Here is a 15,980-nt window from a genome sequence, read left to right on the forward strand (position 1 = left end):
CAGTGTTTAAAATTTTAAGGCGTGTTTGTTTGGTGTTTCATGGCTGCTGAATATAGGAGCTGATTTTTGAATTGATTTTTATCGTTTTTTTGGGAGTTTTTTAAACCGGTGCGAATGTTTGAATTGGATGGTGACAAAGCCCTGCCACCATTTGTTAGGCAGGGATGCTTAGCTTTATACCTTCCTATCTGAATATCACGAAGCGTAGCTTCGTCAGCCGATTCATCTTGATCAGGAAAGGAATTGCAAATAAAATTTAAACGCGATCCGTCTGCTTCCGCACAATTACTGTCCGTAAACGGACAATGTTTACGTTTTTAAATAATATTACTATTTGATATACAGTTAATTATGTTGATGGTATAATTTTGGTAAAATAGCCGGAGTATCGGTAAGGATGACTTTTACCTATGCTAAAAACCGGTTCTGATTATCATTAACACTAAACTTAAACACTTATGCTAAAGATCAACCTCGTACTCGCTTTAAGGAATATTTTTCGCAACAAGCTTTACACAGCTATTAATATTATTGGGCTCGGTACAGCAAGCGCTTTTTGCATCCTGGTTTATCTGCATTTAAAAAACGAACAATCATTTGATAAATTTCATAACGATGCGGATCAGTTGTACCGGGTTGAAGAAACTGGTTTAAATCAGCCGGTAGCAGAAGATAAGAAAAGCAAAGGTTTTTTTTCGATGTTAACAAAGAAAGAAGACGAGGAAAATACCATAGTTACCCCTCCAATTTTAGGGCCCGATCTGAAACGAAATTTTCCCGAAGTGGAAAGCGCCGTGAGGTTTGATGGTTATTACAAACCAGTTATTAAAGTAGGCAATCAGAATTTTCAAGAGGACGGGAATACACTTACTTTTGTAGATGCCGATTTTTTCAAGGTTTTTAATTTTCCCTTGTTGCAAGGCAATCCGGAAACTGTGCTATCGGGCCATAACGAGGCTGTGATCAGCGAACGTTTGGCAAAAAAATATTTCGGTAATGCCGATCCTGTTGGCAAAACAGTAATGGTCCCCGGCGAATCGAACCCGGTGCCGGTAAGCATTGTGGGCTTAATGAAAAATTTTCCGGCTAACTCAAGCATGCAGTTTGATATGGTGATGCCTATCACATCAATGGCAGGCTATAAAGACAAAATGGGTGCAGGCCTTAACTCATATAACGAAATATTGGTTATCAAATTAAAAAAAGGAACTGATGCAGGCCGCTTTCAACATAAGCTGGATGAGTTTTCGAAAAAATACTTTAATCCCCAAACCGAAGCATCAAAAGCCCCGGCTAATAAAGTTTCTGATACCTATATCCGTTTAAGGCCCTTGGCCGATGCGCATTACAATATTAGCGGGGCTTGGGATCATTACACTAACTTGAAAAATATTTACCAGTTAAGCAGCCTCGCTGTGCTCATTTTGGTAATAGCCTGCTTTAATTATGTGCTGTTAACGCTAACCAACGCAGTTTCCCGCTCGCAGGATGTGGGTGTACGCAAAACGATAGGCGCAGGCCGTTTGCAAATTATATTTCAGTATTATACACAAACACAGGTGCTTGCATTTATATCTGTAGCAGTTGGCTTTTTGTTGGCCATTATCATAATGCCATTCTTTAACCATTTAACAGGGGCTACTATGTCATTCAGTAGTTTTAGGGTTATTGATATGTTGGTGTTGATAACGGTTTTGACTTTGGTACTCGGTTTCCTGGCGGGTATTTACCCGGCTTACGCCATGTCTGGGTTAAAGCCACTAAATATTATGCGCGGGTTTTCGGCTTATCGGATAAGCCCCGTACTATCAAAAAGCCTTATTGTGGTACAGTTTGGTGTTTGTGTGTTGCTGGTAATATCATCGCTCATTATCAATAAGCAAATGCATTTTGTTAGCCAAACCGAAATGGGTTTTGATAAGGACCAGGTGGTAGTGGTAGAAAATCCCTATTGGGGAGGTGATAAACAAATTTCTGCCGCATTACAACGCGAACTTTATCATTGGGCAGATACGCAGCCCTTTATAGCGGGTATTACAAGTACGTCATTTTCATTTGGCGGGGTTAGTAGAAATACACATACCATTAATGGTGAAAAAGTACCAATTGATTACCTGGATGCTGATTTTGAATATTTTAAATTTAACAAGATACCGATTTTACTTGGCCGCGACTTTTCGCGGGATATTGCGACAGACAGCGCCTCGTTCCAGTTAACGGATGATCAGAAAAAACCTCAGGGTACTAAATTAAGACATAATACCATCGTTAATCAAACCCTGTACAAATTGCTCGGTAAACCGGCCCTTAACGTGTATAACCCAACTATTGGCGGGATAATTATCGGTGTTTGTAAAGACTACCATAACCGAGACCTTACTCAGGCAATACAACCAGGCTATCACACCGTAAATCGTGACCATATCGGTTATTTCTGGTTCAGGATCAAAGCCCACCAGAGCATTCCGCCGGCTATGGAAAAACTGAAAGCCGAATGGAATATACTAACCAACAACCTGCCTTTAAATTACAGTTTTATGGATGAACAGATTGCCAGAAGCTACAACGCTTATTTACAATGGATGACCACAATCACCACATCATGCATCATAGCCATATTATTGGCCTGCCTTGGTTTATTCGGCTTGTCGGGACTTACTACTATTAACCGTACCAAAGAGATAGGCATCCGTAAAGTGCTGGGCGCGTCGGTAAGCAGTCTGTTTTTGCAGCTTAACCGCAGTACCATGTACCTTGCCGCCGCCGCATTTGTAATAGCAACCCCGTTGGCCTGGTACCTGTCTAACAGCTGGCTGCAAAATTTCGCATATCGCATTAAGCCCGATTGGCTGCTGTTTGTTACCGGGGCAGTAATATCAGTTATTACAGCGCTTGCATCGGTAAGCTATCACACATTGAAAGCTGCCAGGGCAAATCCTGCGGATAGTTTGAGAAGTGAATAATAACCTCAGCAATATGGCGTATGGGATAAGTATATTGAAAAGCAAAACGCCATTTTTGTTAACATCTGGCTGTTTTTTTACCAAATTAAAACAAGTCACTAAACAGATTACCAACCTGCTTCTCCAACATCTTTAAAAAATTTTGCGGTGACGCGTGGTTGGGATTGTGTTGCCAGCTTCACTATAGGTAGGGCGCCTTGTTCGGCAGTTTTTGCCCCCTGAAATTGATTAAGATCGGTAGCTGTATATCCCGGTGTAACACTATTAACACTAATGCCGGTATCATAAAGCTCATTTGCCAGCATTACCGTAAAAGCGTTTAAGGCTGTTTTTGACGAACCGTAAGCATGGTACTTAGCCCGGTTAGAATTTCTATCCGCAGCGGTGTGCACAACGAGGGAGCCGGTTTCACTGGAAACATTGATGATAGCCCCCTGGCCCGATTTTTTCAGTAGCGGCAGAAACTCCTGTGTGGTTTGGACTGCACCAAAAAAATTGGTGTCGAATATCCTGCGTAGGTTTTCGATAGAAACTGCAGCGAGGTTTTGAGGCTGGTCGCCGGCTATTCCTGCATTATTTATTAAAATATCTAACGAACCAATTTTAACCTCCAATTCCGCTCTCGCCTCACGTACGCTTTTGATATCGGCCACATCTATTACTATGGTTTCTATATTGTTTAAACCCAGCTCTTTCAATTGCCTGAATGCTTCAAGCCCCTTTTCTTGATCCCTGCTGCCTAAATAAACATAATAATTTAGTTGTGACAGTTGCCTGGCGGTTTCAAAGCCGATCCCCTTATTTGCCCCGGTGATTAATACTGTTTTCATAGTGATGATTTTTGATTGTGTTTTCAGTAATTTTAGCTGAAGATATAAAGGCAAAAAAATATAATTGATTTATAAACCGCAATGCACAATCAATTGCAGTTATTGGATTATTCGTGGGTTGGCAGAATACCGGCGTTGGAAATCCTTCCAATAAAACCGGACACAACCGTCCGTTTTTATTACGGTAGCTTTGTGTGTAAAATATTATTTGAATTGTATATCAATGAGTTATGAAGTTGGAATAACCTTTGAAACAATAATATAACTTGACCGCGTATAGTTTCCATATCACCCTATATGACCTGGCGTTTTTGGCTGCGATATTTATCGGCCTCACGTTTAGCCTGTTGCTATGGTTTACCAAAAGCATTAACCTCTCTGCAAATCGTTTTCTGGCCCTTGCTATGCTAACCATTGTTTTATGGATGGCCTGGGTGTCGGGAAAAAGCGTTGAATTGAGCGCTTATTTTCCACATTGGAACCGGCTGCCGCTTCAATTTTCGCTGGCACTGGGCCCGTTCATTTATTTTTATGTGCTTAAGATAACCCGGCCGGGATATAAATTACATAGTACAGATTTGCTGCACTTTATCCCCTTGTTATTGCAACAGGGCATTTTTATATTGAAGATTGGGCAAAGCGTCGGCAACATCACGGCAACTTATCACACATCGGTCTTTCGGCAAACGGGCCTGGTACTGAATATGGCGACATTCATTTCGGTACTTGCCTATTTGTATATTTCATTTGGGTTGATTGAAAGCTATTACCAACAGTTGAAATTCAATCACGTAAATGACCGCTACCGCAACCAAATGCGCTGGCTGGTCCGGTTAATCAAAGCCTTTGGTTTTTTATGGTTATTATGGCTGCCATATGCCGTTGCAGATTTTTTTTATTTCCACCAACGGTTAGGAATCCAAGCGTACTATCCCTTGTATTTGCTGTTAGCGGGAATGATGATTTGGATAGCGGCGACGGTTCATTCAAAACCAGGAACTTCAGTTATTGTGCAAGCCTCCCCGGTTTTGAAGGCACCGGTTTCAGCGGAGCTCAGGCAAAAAGGAACCTGGCTAAGGAAGGCTATGGAGGCCAACCGGTATTACCACGATGCCGAACTGAATTTGACCTCGCTTGCCGAAAAATTGGGCCTCACCGTTCATGAGCTATCCCGGATCATCAATGTGGCACTCAAGAAAAACTTTAACGATTTTATCAATGAATATCGCGTTGCGGAAGTAATCCGGAAAATGCGGGATCCTACTTTTGCCCATATAACCCTGCTTGGTATAGCACTGGAGTCGGGGTTTAATTCAAAATCTTCTTTTAACCGCATTTTTAAACAGATGACCGGCAAAAGTCCGGCGGAATATAAAAGTGAGCCCCAAAAAGAGTTCCCAAGTTATAACTTAAGACGACACACCCAGTTTGCAGGGGTAATTTCGAAGCATGAAACCACAATTATGTGGCCTTCCCGGAAATTAAACCGCAGCTATATGTTCAAAAATTATTTTAAGATCGCGTGGCGTAATATCACCCGTCACAAAAGTTACTCGGCCATTAATGTAGCCGGGCTGGCGGTGGGCATTGCGGCCTGCCTGCTGATATTTGTAGTTGTTCAATATGAGTTGAGCTTTGATACCTATCAACCCGGTTATAAAAGCACTTATCGCATCGTTACCAAAAAAGACAGGGAAGGCAATATCAGGTATAGTGCCGGGATCTCAACACCCGCTGTAGATGCTTTTCGTCTTTATTTCCCACAGGCTACCATTGCAGGTATCAACGCCATTTATGGCAGCCAGATCGTAGCCCCGGCGGCTAACGGGAACGCCGCCGGCGATAAAAAGTTTGTTGAGAACACCGGCATCATGTTTGCCGAACCTCAGCTTTTCGATATTTTTTCAGCAACCTGGCTTGCCGGCAGCGCGTTGGCTTTAAAAGATCCTAACATGGTGGTGATTGATAAAAGCAGCGCCGTAAAATATTTTGGTAACTGGCAAACGGCAGCAGGAAAAACACTTAGGATGGATAACCTGCTGACGCTAAAAGTAGCGGGTGTGATAAAGGATGTTCCCCCAAATACCGACCTGCCGCTCAAAGTGTTGATTTCGTACATCACCTGGAAGAAGAACCCCAAAAGCTACCATTACGCATATACCTGGGATGAAACCAGCAGCGACTGCCAGGTGTATATAAAATTTCCTGCAAATGTATTGCAAAGCAGCATCGAAAGTCAAATGCTCAGTTTTTCCGAAAAACAATTTAATAGTGATAGTAAACGCGCTGCCAGGAAAAGATATGCTGTAGCGCAACCCTTATCGGCAATCCATTTTGACACCAGTTTTGGCGGCACGCTGGGCGATCATGTAACCGGCAAGTCCACGCTGCGTACCTTGTCGCTTATCGCGGTGCTGATCATCGTTATGGCATCCATCAATTTCATTAACCTTTCAACCGCGCAATCCGTTGGCCGCTCCAAAGAGGTAGGCATCCGCAAAGTGCTGGGCAGCAGCCGCGGGCAATTGGTAGGCCTGGTAATGTGCGAAACGGCCATTATCGTACTAATTTCGGCCGGCCTTGCAATTTGCATAGCCGAAATTGCTTTACCATTACTCAAACATATCGCCAGCGTTCCGGATACCATTGGTTTGTTCAATCCCGGCATATTACTTTGCCTGGCCTGTGTAATAGTTGCAGTGATACTGCTTTCAGGAGTATATCCGGCAATTATCGTATCGGGATTTAAACCTGTTGAGGCGCTGAAAAATAAGATTAATTCGGCGGCTGTCGGTGGTATATCGCTCCGCCGTGTGCTGGTAGTTACCCAGTTTACCATTTCACAGTTGCTGATTATCGGAACAGCTATCGCCGTTAAACAAATGGATTTTGTAAACAATGCCGACCTCGGGTTTAATAAAGAAGCCGTATTGGCCATACCATGCCCTGCCGATAGCATCGGTTTATCACGAATGAACAGCTTTAAACAGCAGGTGCTTACCTTGCAGGGTGTAAAGGCAGCCAGTTTTTCGGCTGACGCGCCATCGTCATCGCATAATAATTCAAGCAATTTCTACTTCAATCATTCAGATAAAGATCCTGGCTTTGATATTTTCATGAAAGTGGCCGACGCGGATTACTTTAAAACTTTTGGCCTCAGGTTTATAGCAGGCAAAAGCTATGAACCCAGCGATACCGCACGAGAACTGGTGGTTAATGAAACTTTTATACACAAATTGGGTATTAAACGTGCAAATGATGCTTTAGGCAAAACCCTTACCTTTGATAGTTACGGAAACCTGCCCATAGCAGGTGTTGTTGCCGACTTTAAAACAAACTCCATGCGCGAGGAAGTTAAACCGCTGGTGATGTTCCCCTCAAAACAATCGGAACAGCAAATAGCGGTAAAAATTGAAAGCCGGAGACTTGCAAAAACGGTAGCATTGGTGCAAAGTGCCTGGGAAAAGAAATATCCAGAATATGCCTACACCGGCTTTTTTGTTGACGATAGCATTGCCAAATTTTACGAACAGGAAAACCAGCTTGAACTGATCTATAAAGTATTCGCGCTCATCGCTATTTTTATCTCCTGCCTTGGTTTGTACGGCCTGGTATCGTTTATGGCGGTACAGCGCACAAGAGAGGTAGGGATCCGAAAGATTTTAGGCGCATCAGTAAGCAGCATTGTGTACCTGTTTTCGAAGGAATTTTTAGCTCTTATCGTGGTGGCATTTATGATTGGCGCGCCCCTTGCCTGGTACCTGATGAACGGATGGCTGCAAACTTTCACCTATCGTATTTCGCCGGGCTTATGGGTTTTTGTGGCAGCCATTACAACTTCGTTATTGATAGGCTGGTTCACGGTAGGTTACAAAGCGTTAAAAGCCGCGCTGGCGAACCCTGTAAAAAGTTTGAGGACAGAATAATCAGGAAGATTATTGTGAGACTACCTTCTCATCAGGGTCTCTTGTAGAGGACCCTGATGTTTCCACTATCAGCCTTGATCATCTTACGAGAAAAGGCGTACCTGCTTGGCGAAGACATCAGGGTCCTCTACAAGAGACCCTGATGGAACGTAAAACTTGAGGACAGAATGATTCGGTAAGGCTTAATCAAATTAAAAAGCTGCTCCTCTATAAGCAAGGCAGCCTTTTATTTGATGGGCTCTATCGCAGGGTAGTAATGCCAGGCAGAAACGCACACCCGTTGTAACGTTTCCGAACGGCATTATAAATAAAATAACATTAATGTACTGTTTGTCAGTGTCTTAAATATGTGGCATGGGTTTTAGGCACTACCAGCGTATCAAATAGTTTATTTAAGTTTAACAACGTCTACAATCAGCATACCTATGTTCAAAACATATTTTAAACTGGCTTACCGAAATATAATAAAAGATAAAGCCTATTCCATAATCAATATATCAGGTTTAGCGATAGGCCTTGGTTCAAGTATCCTGATTTTGCTTTGGGTGCAAAATGAATTGAGCTATGATAAGTTCCATAAAAATGCCGGGCAGATCTATCGAATCGACAGCGATTTTGGTGATTCTAAAACCGCGGCAAGTTCGGCCGGGATGCCTTTTGGATTAAAATCGGAGATCCCTGCGGTTAAAAATGTAGCCCGTTTATATCCCGGTTTTCCATCTGTTTTATTCGAAATAAGTAACCGGAAATTTCAGGAAGAACATGTGTTTTATGCCGATCCCAATTTTATGGACATGTTTTCATATCCATTAATAAAAGGCGACCGCGCTACTGCTTTAAATCAGGCAAATGGTGTTTTAATAACAGAAGATATCGCCACAAAATACTTCGGAAAAGAAAACCCGATTGGCAAGGTAATACGAAAAGATAACAAAGAAAACCTGGTAGTAACAGGGGTTATGGCCAATATTCCGGCTAACTCCGATCTGCAATTTGATATCCTGCTTCCGATGGCTTTAATAGCACAAACCAATAACGATCTGAAGAATAATATCTGGGATAATTTTAATTTTTTTGGTTACGTACAGTTCGATAAAAGTTTTGACCCTTCCGCTGCTAACGTTGCCAAATTGGAAACGCAAATCGGGCAGATTTTTCACAAACATAGCCCGGATACCAAGGCAACGTTCAAATTACAGCCTTTAACCAAAATACACCTTGATCCCGAAAGATTAGGAGATTCGCCGGGGCATGGGAATGCGCAGTATGTAAGCATCTTTTTTGCGATCGCCATATTGATATTGATTGTGGCCTGCATCAATTTCATGAACCTGGCTACCGCACGTTCGGCACGCAGGGCCAAAGAAATAGGCTTACGTAAGGTAGCGGGTGCTGTTCGCGGGCAATTGGTCCTTCAGTTTTTAAGCGAGTCGGTATTTATCTCCTTTCTTTCCCTTTTACTCGCGCTTGTTATTGTTCGGATGTTTTTACCAGTGTTTAATGATCTGGCTAACAGGAAACTTGTTATTGATCTGTCGGATGCCAGGCTTTGGTTAAGTCTTACCGGTATTGCTTTAATAACTGGTCTTATCTCGGGAAGTTATCCTGCCTTATTTCTCTCTGGTTTTAACCCGGTTAAAGTGCTTAAGGGTAACGTGAAATCAATGGGAGGCAATTTGCTGTTCCGTAATGCTTTAGTTGTAGTTCAGTTTATGGTTTCCATTGTATTGTTAGTGGGTACGGTGGTGATCTATAATCAGCTTAAATTTATCAGGGACAGGAATCCCGGTTTCGAGAAAGCCAATCTTTTATACGTGCCAATGACGGGCGAGATCTGGCATAAGCAGGAGGCTTTGAAAAACATGTTAAGGCAAACGTCGCTTACGAGCGATTTTACAACGATTACAGATTTGCCAACTGAACTTGGCGGCTGGACACTTAATGTGCAGTGGAGCGGTAAGGACCCACGTTCGCAATTGTCTATCCCTGTAATGGCCGCCGATGAAGATTTTACGCACACGTTCAGAATGAAGTTAGCCGCCGGCCGAAGCTTTTCGGCAGGTTTTAAAACCGACTCGAATAATTACATGATCAACGAAAAAATGGCCAGCGTAATGGGCCTTACCGCCAGTACTGCAGTAGGCAAACCATTAGCGGTTTGGGGTAACAAGGGTACTATTGTAGGGGTTATAAAAGACTTTAATTTTAAGCCCGTTCAGCAAAGCATTGAGCCGTTGGTTATACCTTTCAATAAAATAGGCGGTTATGTGGTGATCAGGACCTTGCCCGGAAAAACTAATGCTACAATAAAGGCACTGGCGGCTATGAGCCAGGCGCTCAATCCAGCTTATCCCTTCAAATTTGATTTTATTGACCAGGAGTTATCCAAACTTTACAAAGGCGAACAACAAATGGGCAATATTTTTAATCTTTTTGCCGGTTTGGGGATCTTTATTTCGTGCCTGGGTTTATTTGGTTTATCAGCATTTATGGCCGAGCAGCGTACCAAGGAAATTGGCGTACGCAAAGTGTTAGGGGCATCTGTGGTAAACCTGGTTTACTTACTGTCATCAGGTATCACCAGGCTTATTTTGATTGCTATAGTTATCGCTATCCCACTTTCATGGTATGCGGTTAACAGCTGGCTGTCGGGTTTTGCTTATCATATCAATGCTGGCTGGCTGGTGTTCTTTATTGCCTCTGTAGCTGCATTGGGAATAGCCTGGATTACGGTTAGTTATGAATCTGTAAAAGCCGCGACAGTTAACCCGATAAAGAGTTTGAGGACGGAGTGATTGAATGTTTGTTTTACAAGGGAAATAAGCCCCAATAATAGCCAAATAGGTTTAACGAAAAATACCTGCGTTAGGGATGGGAGCGGCTACCGGCCAGCGAGCGTAAAGCCTGCAGGCGTATGAGTGTACAGCCCGGACCGGAGGTAACGCCCATATTCAGTTGGCAGTTATGAGTAAACAGTTTGCAGCATACATTTGATATTTTGCATGGTGATGATATGGTGTTCGGTTAAGCTGAAAGCTTAACTCATTTCAGGACGAAGTTACGCTTCGCTAAACTTCGACCAGTATTAGATAAAATCACAACCAATATTCTGATCAATTCTTAAATTCAAGTAATTCGGTTTCAGACAAAAGCAAGCATTCTGTCAATCCTCAAATCCCGTAAATTCTGATTCAGAAAGTTTTAGTTTTCATTGATCAATATATCTTTCGCCATAACCATGGGTACGCTGATATATTTTTTCTCCATGTAGTTGATCACCTTTTCCAGGATTTCGCGCGATTGCTCGTCCAGGCCTTGTACCTCATCGGCAAAAACAGAGTTGATGGCGGTATTGCGGATCTCCTTGATTTTTTCGGGTACCTGGCGCATAGCTACCTCAATACGGCGCTGTTTAAGCTGCTGTATAAATTCGGCTATGTTTTGTTCAATAATAGCTTCGGCATGTACCAGTTCGTGGTAGCGTTCCTGCAGGTTCTTTTTGGCAACCTCGTTAAGGGAGTGTACTTCGATAAAGTTAACCGGGAATTGCTCTAATACTTCGGGAGCGGTATCATTTGGGATGGCAAGATCCACAATGGTTTTCCTGCCGGTTTCGCCGTTGAGCAGCGATTGGTAAATTTCGGTGGTGATGATTGGCTCAACTGCCGATGTGCAGGTGATAATGGCATCAAAACCTTTTTTATAGCTTTTCAAAGCTTCGAGGTCAAACGCTTCTCCGCCCAAATCGGCAGCTAATTTTTCGGCATTGGCCACGGTACGGTTAAATACCGCGAAGTTTGAAAATTTATGTTTTTGAAGATATTTGGAAATGTTACGGTTAGTTTCGCCTGCGCCGATGATCAAAACACGGGCATTTGAACAAAGATTAAGGTCTTTTAGCTTGCGGTAAGCCAGCGATACTACCGAGATTGGGTTTTTGGAGATGTTGGTATGTGTATAAACTTCCTTGGCTGTTTTTACCACGCAGTTCATGATCATGCGCATGGCATCGCCGGTTAGGCCAGCCTCTTTGCAATGTTCATATGCTTTGCGTAATTGGGCCAGGATCTCCTTTTCGCCCACGATCAAACTCTCCAGCGAACATGAAGTACGCAACAGGTGCACCATAGCTTCCTGATCTTCATAAATAGACGCGCTATCCATAAAGGTGCTTAGTGAATCATGGCAAAGCTCTGTGTTGAAGGCCTCTATGAATTTTTTGGCAAAATCTTTGTCAACTGATTGTGGGGTTGTCATTACAAATTCCACACGGTTACAGGTAGCCAGGTAGAAGATCTCCGGGATGTTGAACTGCTTTTTAACTTGTGCAAGTTTATCTGTCAGATTTTCTTGGCAAACCACCAATCTACCCAATTCCTTCAGTTCAATCTGTTTGTGCGTAAAAGCTATTACCTTTAGATACTTCAAAGCAGTTTTAAAATTTGACCGAACAAAAGTATCACTATTCGGCACATCCAATGTCAACACTTTGTCAAACAGGCTTATTTGGAATGGTTATAAATTGCAAAAATGGCTTGTTTTGCAGTATTTAAACTGTTTTGCAATACGTATCACAAAATATTTGTAAATTAAAACATGGATAAGTATAAAAAAATAAGCCTGGTAATACTCGTGGCGTTTTACGTGCTTGCAGGCCTTAATCACTTCCGTGACCCGGACTTCTATTATGCCGTAATGCCCAATAACCTGCTTTACCCTGAGACTGTTAACCTACTTGCCGGGATTGCCGAAATTTCATTAGGGTTGTTACTTATACCATCCAAAACAAGGTATTGGGCCGCCTGGGGAATTGTTTTAATGTTGATTGCCTTTTTGCAGATCCACGTGAGCATGGCATTTAAAGCGCCAATGAAGTTAAATTCCATAACAGTTACACCTTTTTTGGCATGGCTGCGCTTAGCACTGCAGTTTGTACTGATCTATTGGGCCTGGTGGCATACAACCGATGCTAAAAAAGCTTAAACCAAAACAGCGTTTGGCTGTTGCTATCGAAGCAAAATAAAAATATGGATCTGCAAAGTATTGAAATGCGCAACCTGGAAGTACAGGACTACCAGGAGCTAAAAAAGTCAATGAAATCGGCCTATATGGATATGGACGAGGACTATTGGGATGCCAATTCTATTCGCCGGCTCATCAAAATATTCCCCGAAGGGCAGATCTGCATCACCGTTAACGATACGGTTGTTGGCTGTGCATTGGCTATTATAGTCGATTACCAAAAATTTGGCGATAACCACACCTATAAGCAAATTACCGGCGATAGTACCTTTAAAACCCATAATGACAAAGGGGATGTACTTTACGGTATTGATGTGTTTATCCATCCTAAATATCGTGGATTGCGCCTTGCACGTCGCTTGTATGATGCCCGCAAGGCCCTTTGCGAAAAGCTGAACCTGAAAAGCATTATAGCAGGCGGCCGGATCCCCAATTATCAAAAATTTCAGAACGAGCTTACACCCCGTCAGTATATTGATAAAGTAAAATATAAGGAGATCTACGACCCTACTTTATCGTTCCAGCTATCTAACGATTTCCATGTGCGCAAGGTATTGAGGAATTATCTGCCCGAGGATAGTCGCTCAAAAGGCTTTGCTACACTTATTGAGTGGAATAATGTTTATTACGAAGAGGTAAGCGATGTTATTAACCATAAAACGGTGGTACGCATTGGCCTGGTTCAATGGCAGATGCGTTCGTACAGTAATATCAGTGAGCTGATGAAACACGCCGAATATTTTGTTGACGCCGTGAGCGATTACCAGGCCGATTTTATCCTGTTCCCCGAGCTGTTCAATACACCGCTTATGGCCGATTATAACCATATGGATTCGGCCAAGGCCATGCGTGAGCTGGCTAAATATACCCAGCCCATTATCGAGGAGTTTTCAAAGCTGGCGGTATCGTATAATGTGAATATCATCGCGGGCAGCATGCCTTATATTTTTGAGGAGTCGTTGTATAATGTTTCCTACCTGTTCAGGCGGAATGGCAGTATGGAAGAGGTATACAAAATTCACCCAACCCCGGCCGAGATCAGCTCATGGGGCATGCGCGGCGGCGATGAGGTTAAAGTATTTGATACGGATTGCGGCAAGGTTGGCATCCTGATCTGCTATGATGTTGAATTTCCTGAACTATCACGCATTTTGGCCGGTCAGGATATGCAGATCTTGTTTGTTCCCTTCCTTACCGATACGCAAAATGGTTACAACCGGGTTAAGTTTTGCGCCCAGGCCCGTGCAGTTGAAAACGAATGCTATGTGGCTATTGCCGGCTGCGTTGGTAACCTGCCTAATGTAAATAATATGGGCATCAGCTATGCACAGTCGGCGGTGTTTACACCTTCTGATTTTGGCTTCCCTACAAACGGAATCCAATCTGAGGCTACGCCAAATACCGAAATGATTGTTATTGCCGATGTTGACCTCTCATTGCTGGATGAGCTGCATGAGTATGGCAGCGTGCAAAATATCAAAGACAGGCGCACGGATTTGTATAACATTACTTTTAATGGGAAGAGGGTGTAGGTAGTATTTTTTATATGTGCTGTTCTATCAGGGTCTCTCACAGAGGACCCTGATGTTCTACGCTATTCCATGTTATTATGGATCTTAAAATGATGGGCAACCTCAGGGTCCTCTGCGAGAGACCCTGAGGGGACGGGAGGGGTTCAACTTATCAAGATTACCCAATTTGACTATTGATTTTATGGGTAAACTTAAACTGCGGGAGACCCTGATGGGACTGGAACGTTTTTAAATTTTGTGGTTGCTGTTGAATGAATCCCTGAATATTTTCCAGCCGGCTTTGGTGAGTTTCCACAATTTTAAATACTTCCCATCATCAAGAACTTTACCATTTGGGTCAAAAACCTGCCAGGTGCCTTCTTCGGTAATGTAAGCTTTACCATCGCCATAAATATTGTCCGTTTGGAATTTAACACCTTTCACTTTTCCTGCAACAAAGGTATCCTCGAAATCCTTTTTCAGTGCCTTTTTGCCATTTATAGGCAGCATATTCGGCGCCAATAAAATAGCATCATCAGTATACAGGTTTATGATTGAAGCATCACTTTTTGCAAATAGCTCATAATAAAGTGTATTTATTTTTTGAATTGAGCTTTTGATCTGCTGTAAGCCGGGATTATTTGCCTGGGCGATGCCGCTTTTATACGTTAAAAAAAGACACAGGCATATAATTGCTGTAGTTAAGGTTTTTTGTTTCATGATCCTTTAAATATTGAATGAATAATTAAAGCGAAATTATATCCATAAAATGGGCCGAAATTGTAAAAATCGGAACAGCTTAATTATTGAGCGCGGCAGAAAAATCGGTTGAACTTTCGGGCGAGAACCGGGAAGGGAGCGACCCGGTAAAGAATTTAAAATCCTTTATAAAATGCGACTGATCAAAGTACCCGCATTCATAAGCGATGGAGGTGAGCGATAGTTTGTTTTCGGCAACCCGGTAAAGGCTTTTCTGAAACCGTGCTATCTTAGTGTACAAGTTCGGGCTCAGCCCGGAGTAGTTTAAAAATATTTTCTGAAGGTAACGGGAGGAAAGACCGTATTTAGCTGCCACTGTATTGATATTCTCCAGAAAATCTTCTCGGCTTAAGTCAAGCATGATGTTGTTAATCAGCTTTAGCCTACTGAATTTAGGCCCTGATGCTAACAGTCTTTTCATCAGAAACTCTTCCACTAAATCTATTCTCCGGTCCGGCGTTTTGGCCTCCATTAATCTCAAATGTAACAAAGCAGCTTCCTTTCCACCCAGCTCTTTGAAATCAATGACCCGGTCATTAAATTCTTCTATCCGTTCATTAAAAAAACAGGCGGCGGTATGGGTGAAAAAACGGATCCCAAACATACAGTGCTTACCGTAAGAGGTAAAAGTAAATGGCTGTATAGTTTGCCCCCACAATTGTATATCGGGACAGGTTACCATTTCGCCATTTTTTATCTGCTGCGGGCCATCCGCTCCCAGGTTGAATAAGATCTCGATAGCGCCTGTAGCAAACACCTTGTCATCCGTCATAACAGGAATATCTGTCTCGCACACAAAATAACATTGTATGAAATCTTTTAGTATGCCATTAGGACGATATTCGGTATAGCGCATGTCGACTGCAAGCTAATATATTCAAAATTAATATAACTGTTTCGATGATTTTGCTTTTCAAGGTTAAATAAAATCTACGAAAGGCCTGAAAGGGACGGGAAGAGAAGGCTTCA

Annotated in this window: 9 protein-coding genes; 5 read left to right on the top strand and 4 right to left on the bottom strand. The window is 42.6% G+C overall.

Translation table 11 applies throughout. From position 1 onward, the window contains the following. Positions 1–458: 458 nt before the first annotated feature. Complete coding sequence (locus BLS28_RS10040) at positions 459–2,963, top strand: ABC transporter permease (protein WP_091165551.1); 2,505 nt, start codon at positions 459–461, stop codon at positions 2,961–2,963. A gap of 107 nt (positions 2,964–3,070) precedes the next feature. Here the strand turns inward: BLS28_RS10040 and BLS28_RS10045 are convergent, their stop codons facing one another. Next, positions 3,071–3,793: an SDR family NAD(P)-dependent oxidoreductase gene (locus BLS28_RS10045; protein WP_091166942.1), complete on the bottom strand. Its 723-nt coding sequence runs from the start codon at positions 3,791–3,793 to the stop codon at positions 3,071–3,073. A gap of 266 nt (positions 3,794–4,059) precedes the next feature. Between BLS28_RS10045 and BLS28_RS10050 the strand changes: the two genes are divergently transcribed. Together BLS28_RS10050 and BLS28_RS10055 are read left to right on the top strand one after the other, a co-directional pair. Next, positions 4,060–7,719: an ABC transporter permease gene (locus tag BLS28_RS10050; protein ID WP_091165554.1), complete on the top strand. Its 3,660-nt coding sequence runs from the start codon at positions 4,060–4,062 to the stop codon at positions 7,717–7,719. Between the two features lie 425 nt (positions 7,720–8,144). Continuing rightward, positions 8,145–10,514, top strand: a complete 2,370-nt coding sequence (locus BLS28_RS10055; RefSeq protein ID WP_091165558.1) for an ABC transporter permease — start codon at positions 8,145–8,147, stop codon at positions 10,512–10,514. A 406-nt stretch (positions 10,515–10,920) separates the two neighbouring features. Here the strand turns inward: BLS28_RS10055 and hemA are convergent, their stop codons facing one another. Next, entirely contained in the window at positions 10,921–12,147 is a 1,227-nt protein-coding gene (hemA, locus tag BLS28_RS10060; protein ID WP_091166945.1) for a glutamyl-tRNA reductase, read from the bottom strand. A gap of 168 nt (positions 12,148–12,315) precedes the next feature. Here hemA and BLS28_RS10065 point away from each other — a divergent pair, with 168 nt between their 5' ends. Beyond that, entirely contained in the window at positions 12,316–12,702 is a 387-nt protein-coding gene (locus BLS28_RS10065) for a DoxX family protein (protein ID WP_091165562.1), read from the top strand. A gap of 44 nt (positions 12,703–12,746) precedes the next feature. Then, the gene (locus BLS28_RS10070; RefSeq protein WP_091165564.1) at positions 12,747–14,273 is read left to right on the top strand and encodes a carbon-nitrogen hydrolase family protein; all 1,527 of its coding nucleotides are present in this window, start codon (positions 12,747–12,749) and stop codon (positions 14,271–14,273) included. 228 nt (positions 14,274–14,501) lie between these two features. On the opposite strand, the gene BLS28_RS10075 is transcribed toward BLS28_RS10070, so the two are convergent. Both BLS28_RS10075 and BLS28_RS10080 read right to left on the bottom strand, forming a co-directional pair. Then, positions 14,502–14,972, bottom strand: a complete 471-nt coding sequence (locus tag BLS28_RS10075) for a YybH family protein (RefSeq protein WP_091165567.1) — start codon at positions 14,970–14,972, stop codon at positions 14,502–14,504. 79 nt (positions 14,973–15,051) lie between these two features. Further along, positions 15,052–15,867: a helix-turn-helix transcriptional regulator gene (locus BLS28_RS10080; protein ID WP_091165571.1), complete on the bottom strand. Its 816-nt coding sequence runs from the start codon at positions 15,865–15,867 to the stop codon at positions 15,052–15,054. Positions 15,868–15,980: the final 113 nt, after the last annotated feature.

The sequence above is a fragment of the Mucilaginibacter gossypii genome, assembly GCF_900100945.1.
Classification (GTDB): domain Bacteria; phylum Bacteroidota; class Bacteroidia; order Sphingobacteriales; family Sphingobacteriaceae; genus Mucilaginibacter; species Mucilaginibacter gossypii.

Excerpts from the sequence above, each read along its gene's own strand:
- BLS28_RS10040 (WP_091165551.1), top strand. The coding sequence starts at position 459 with ATGCTAAAGATCAACCTCGTACTCGCTTTAAGGAATATTTTTCGCAAC.
- BLS28_RS10045 (WP_091166942.1), bottom strand. The coding sequence starts at position 3,793 with ATGAAAACAGTATTAATCACCGGGGCAAATAAGGGGATCGGCTTTGAA.
- BLS28_RS10055 (WP_091165558.1), top strand. The coding sequence starts at position 8,145 with ATGTTCAAAACATATTTTAAACTGGCTTACCGAAATATAATAAAAGAT.
- BLS28_RS10065 (WP_091165562.1), top strand. The coding sequence starts at position 12,316 with ATGGATAAGTATAAAAAAATAAGCCTGGTAATACTCGTGGCGTTTTAC.
- BLS28_RS10070 (WP_091165564.1), top strand. The coding sequence starts at position 12,747 with ATGGATCTGCAAAGTATTGAAATGCGCAACCTGGAAGTACAGGACTAC.
- BLS28_RS10075 (WP_091165567.1), bottom strand. The coding sequence starts at position 14,972 with ATGAAACAAAAAACCTTAACTACAGCAATTATATGCCTGTGTCTTTTT.
- BLS28_RS10080 (WP_091165571.1), bottom strand. The coding sequence starts at position 15,867 with ATGCGCTATACCGAATATCGTCCTAATGGCATACTAAAAGATTTCATA.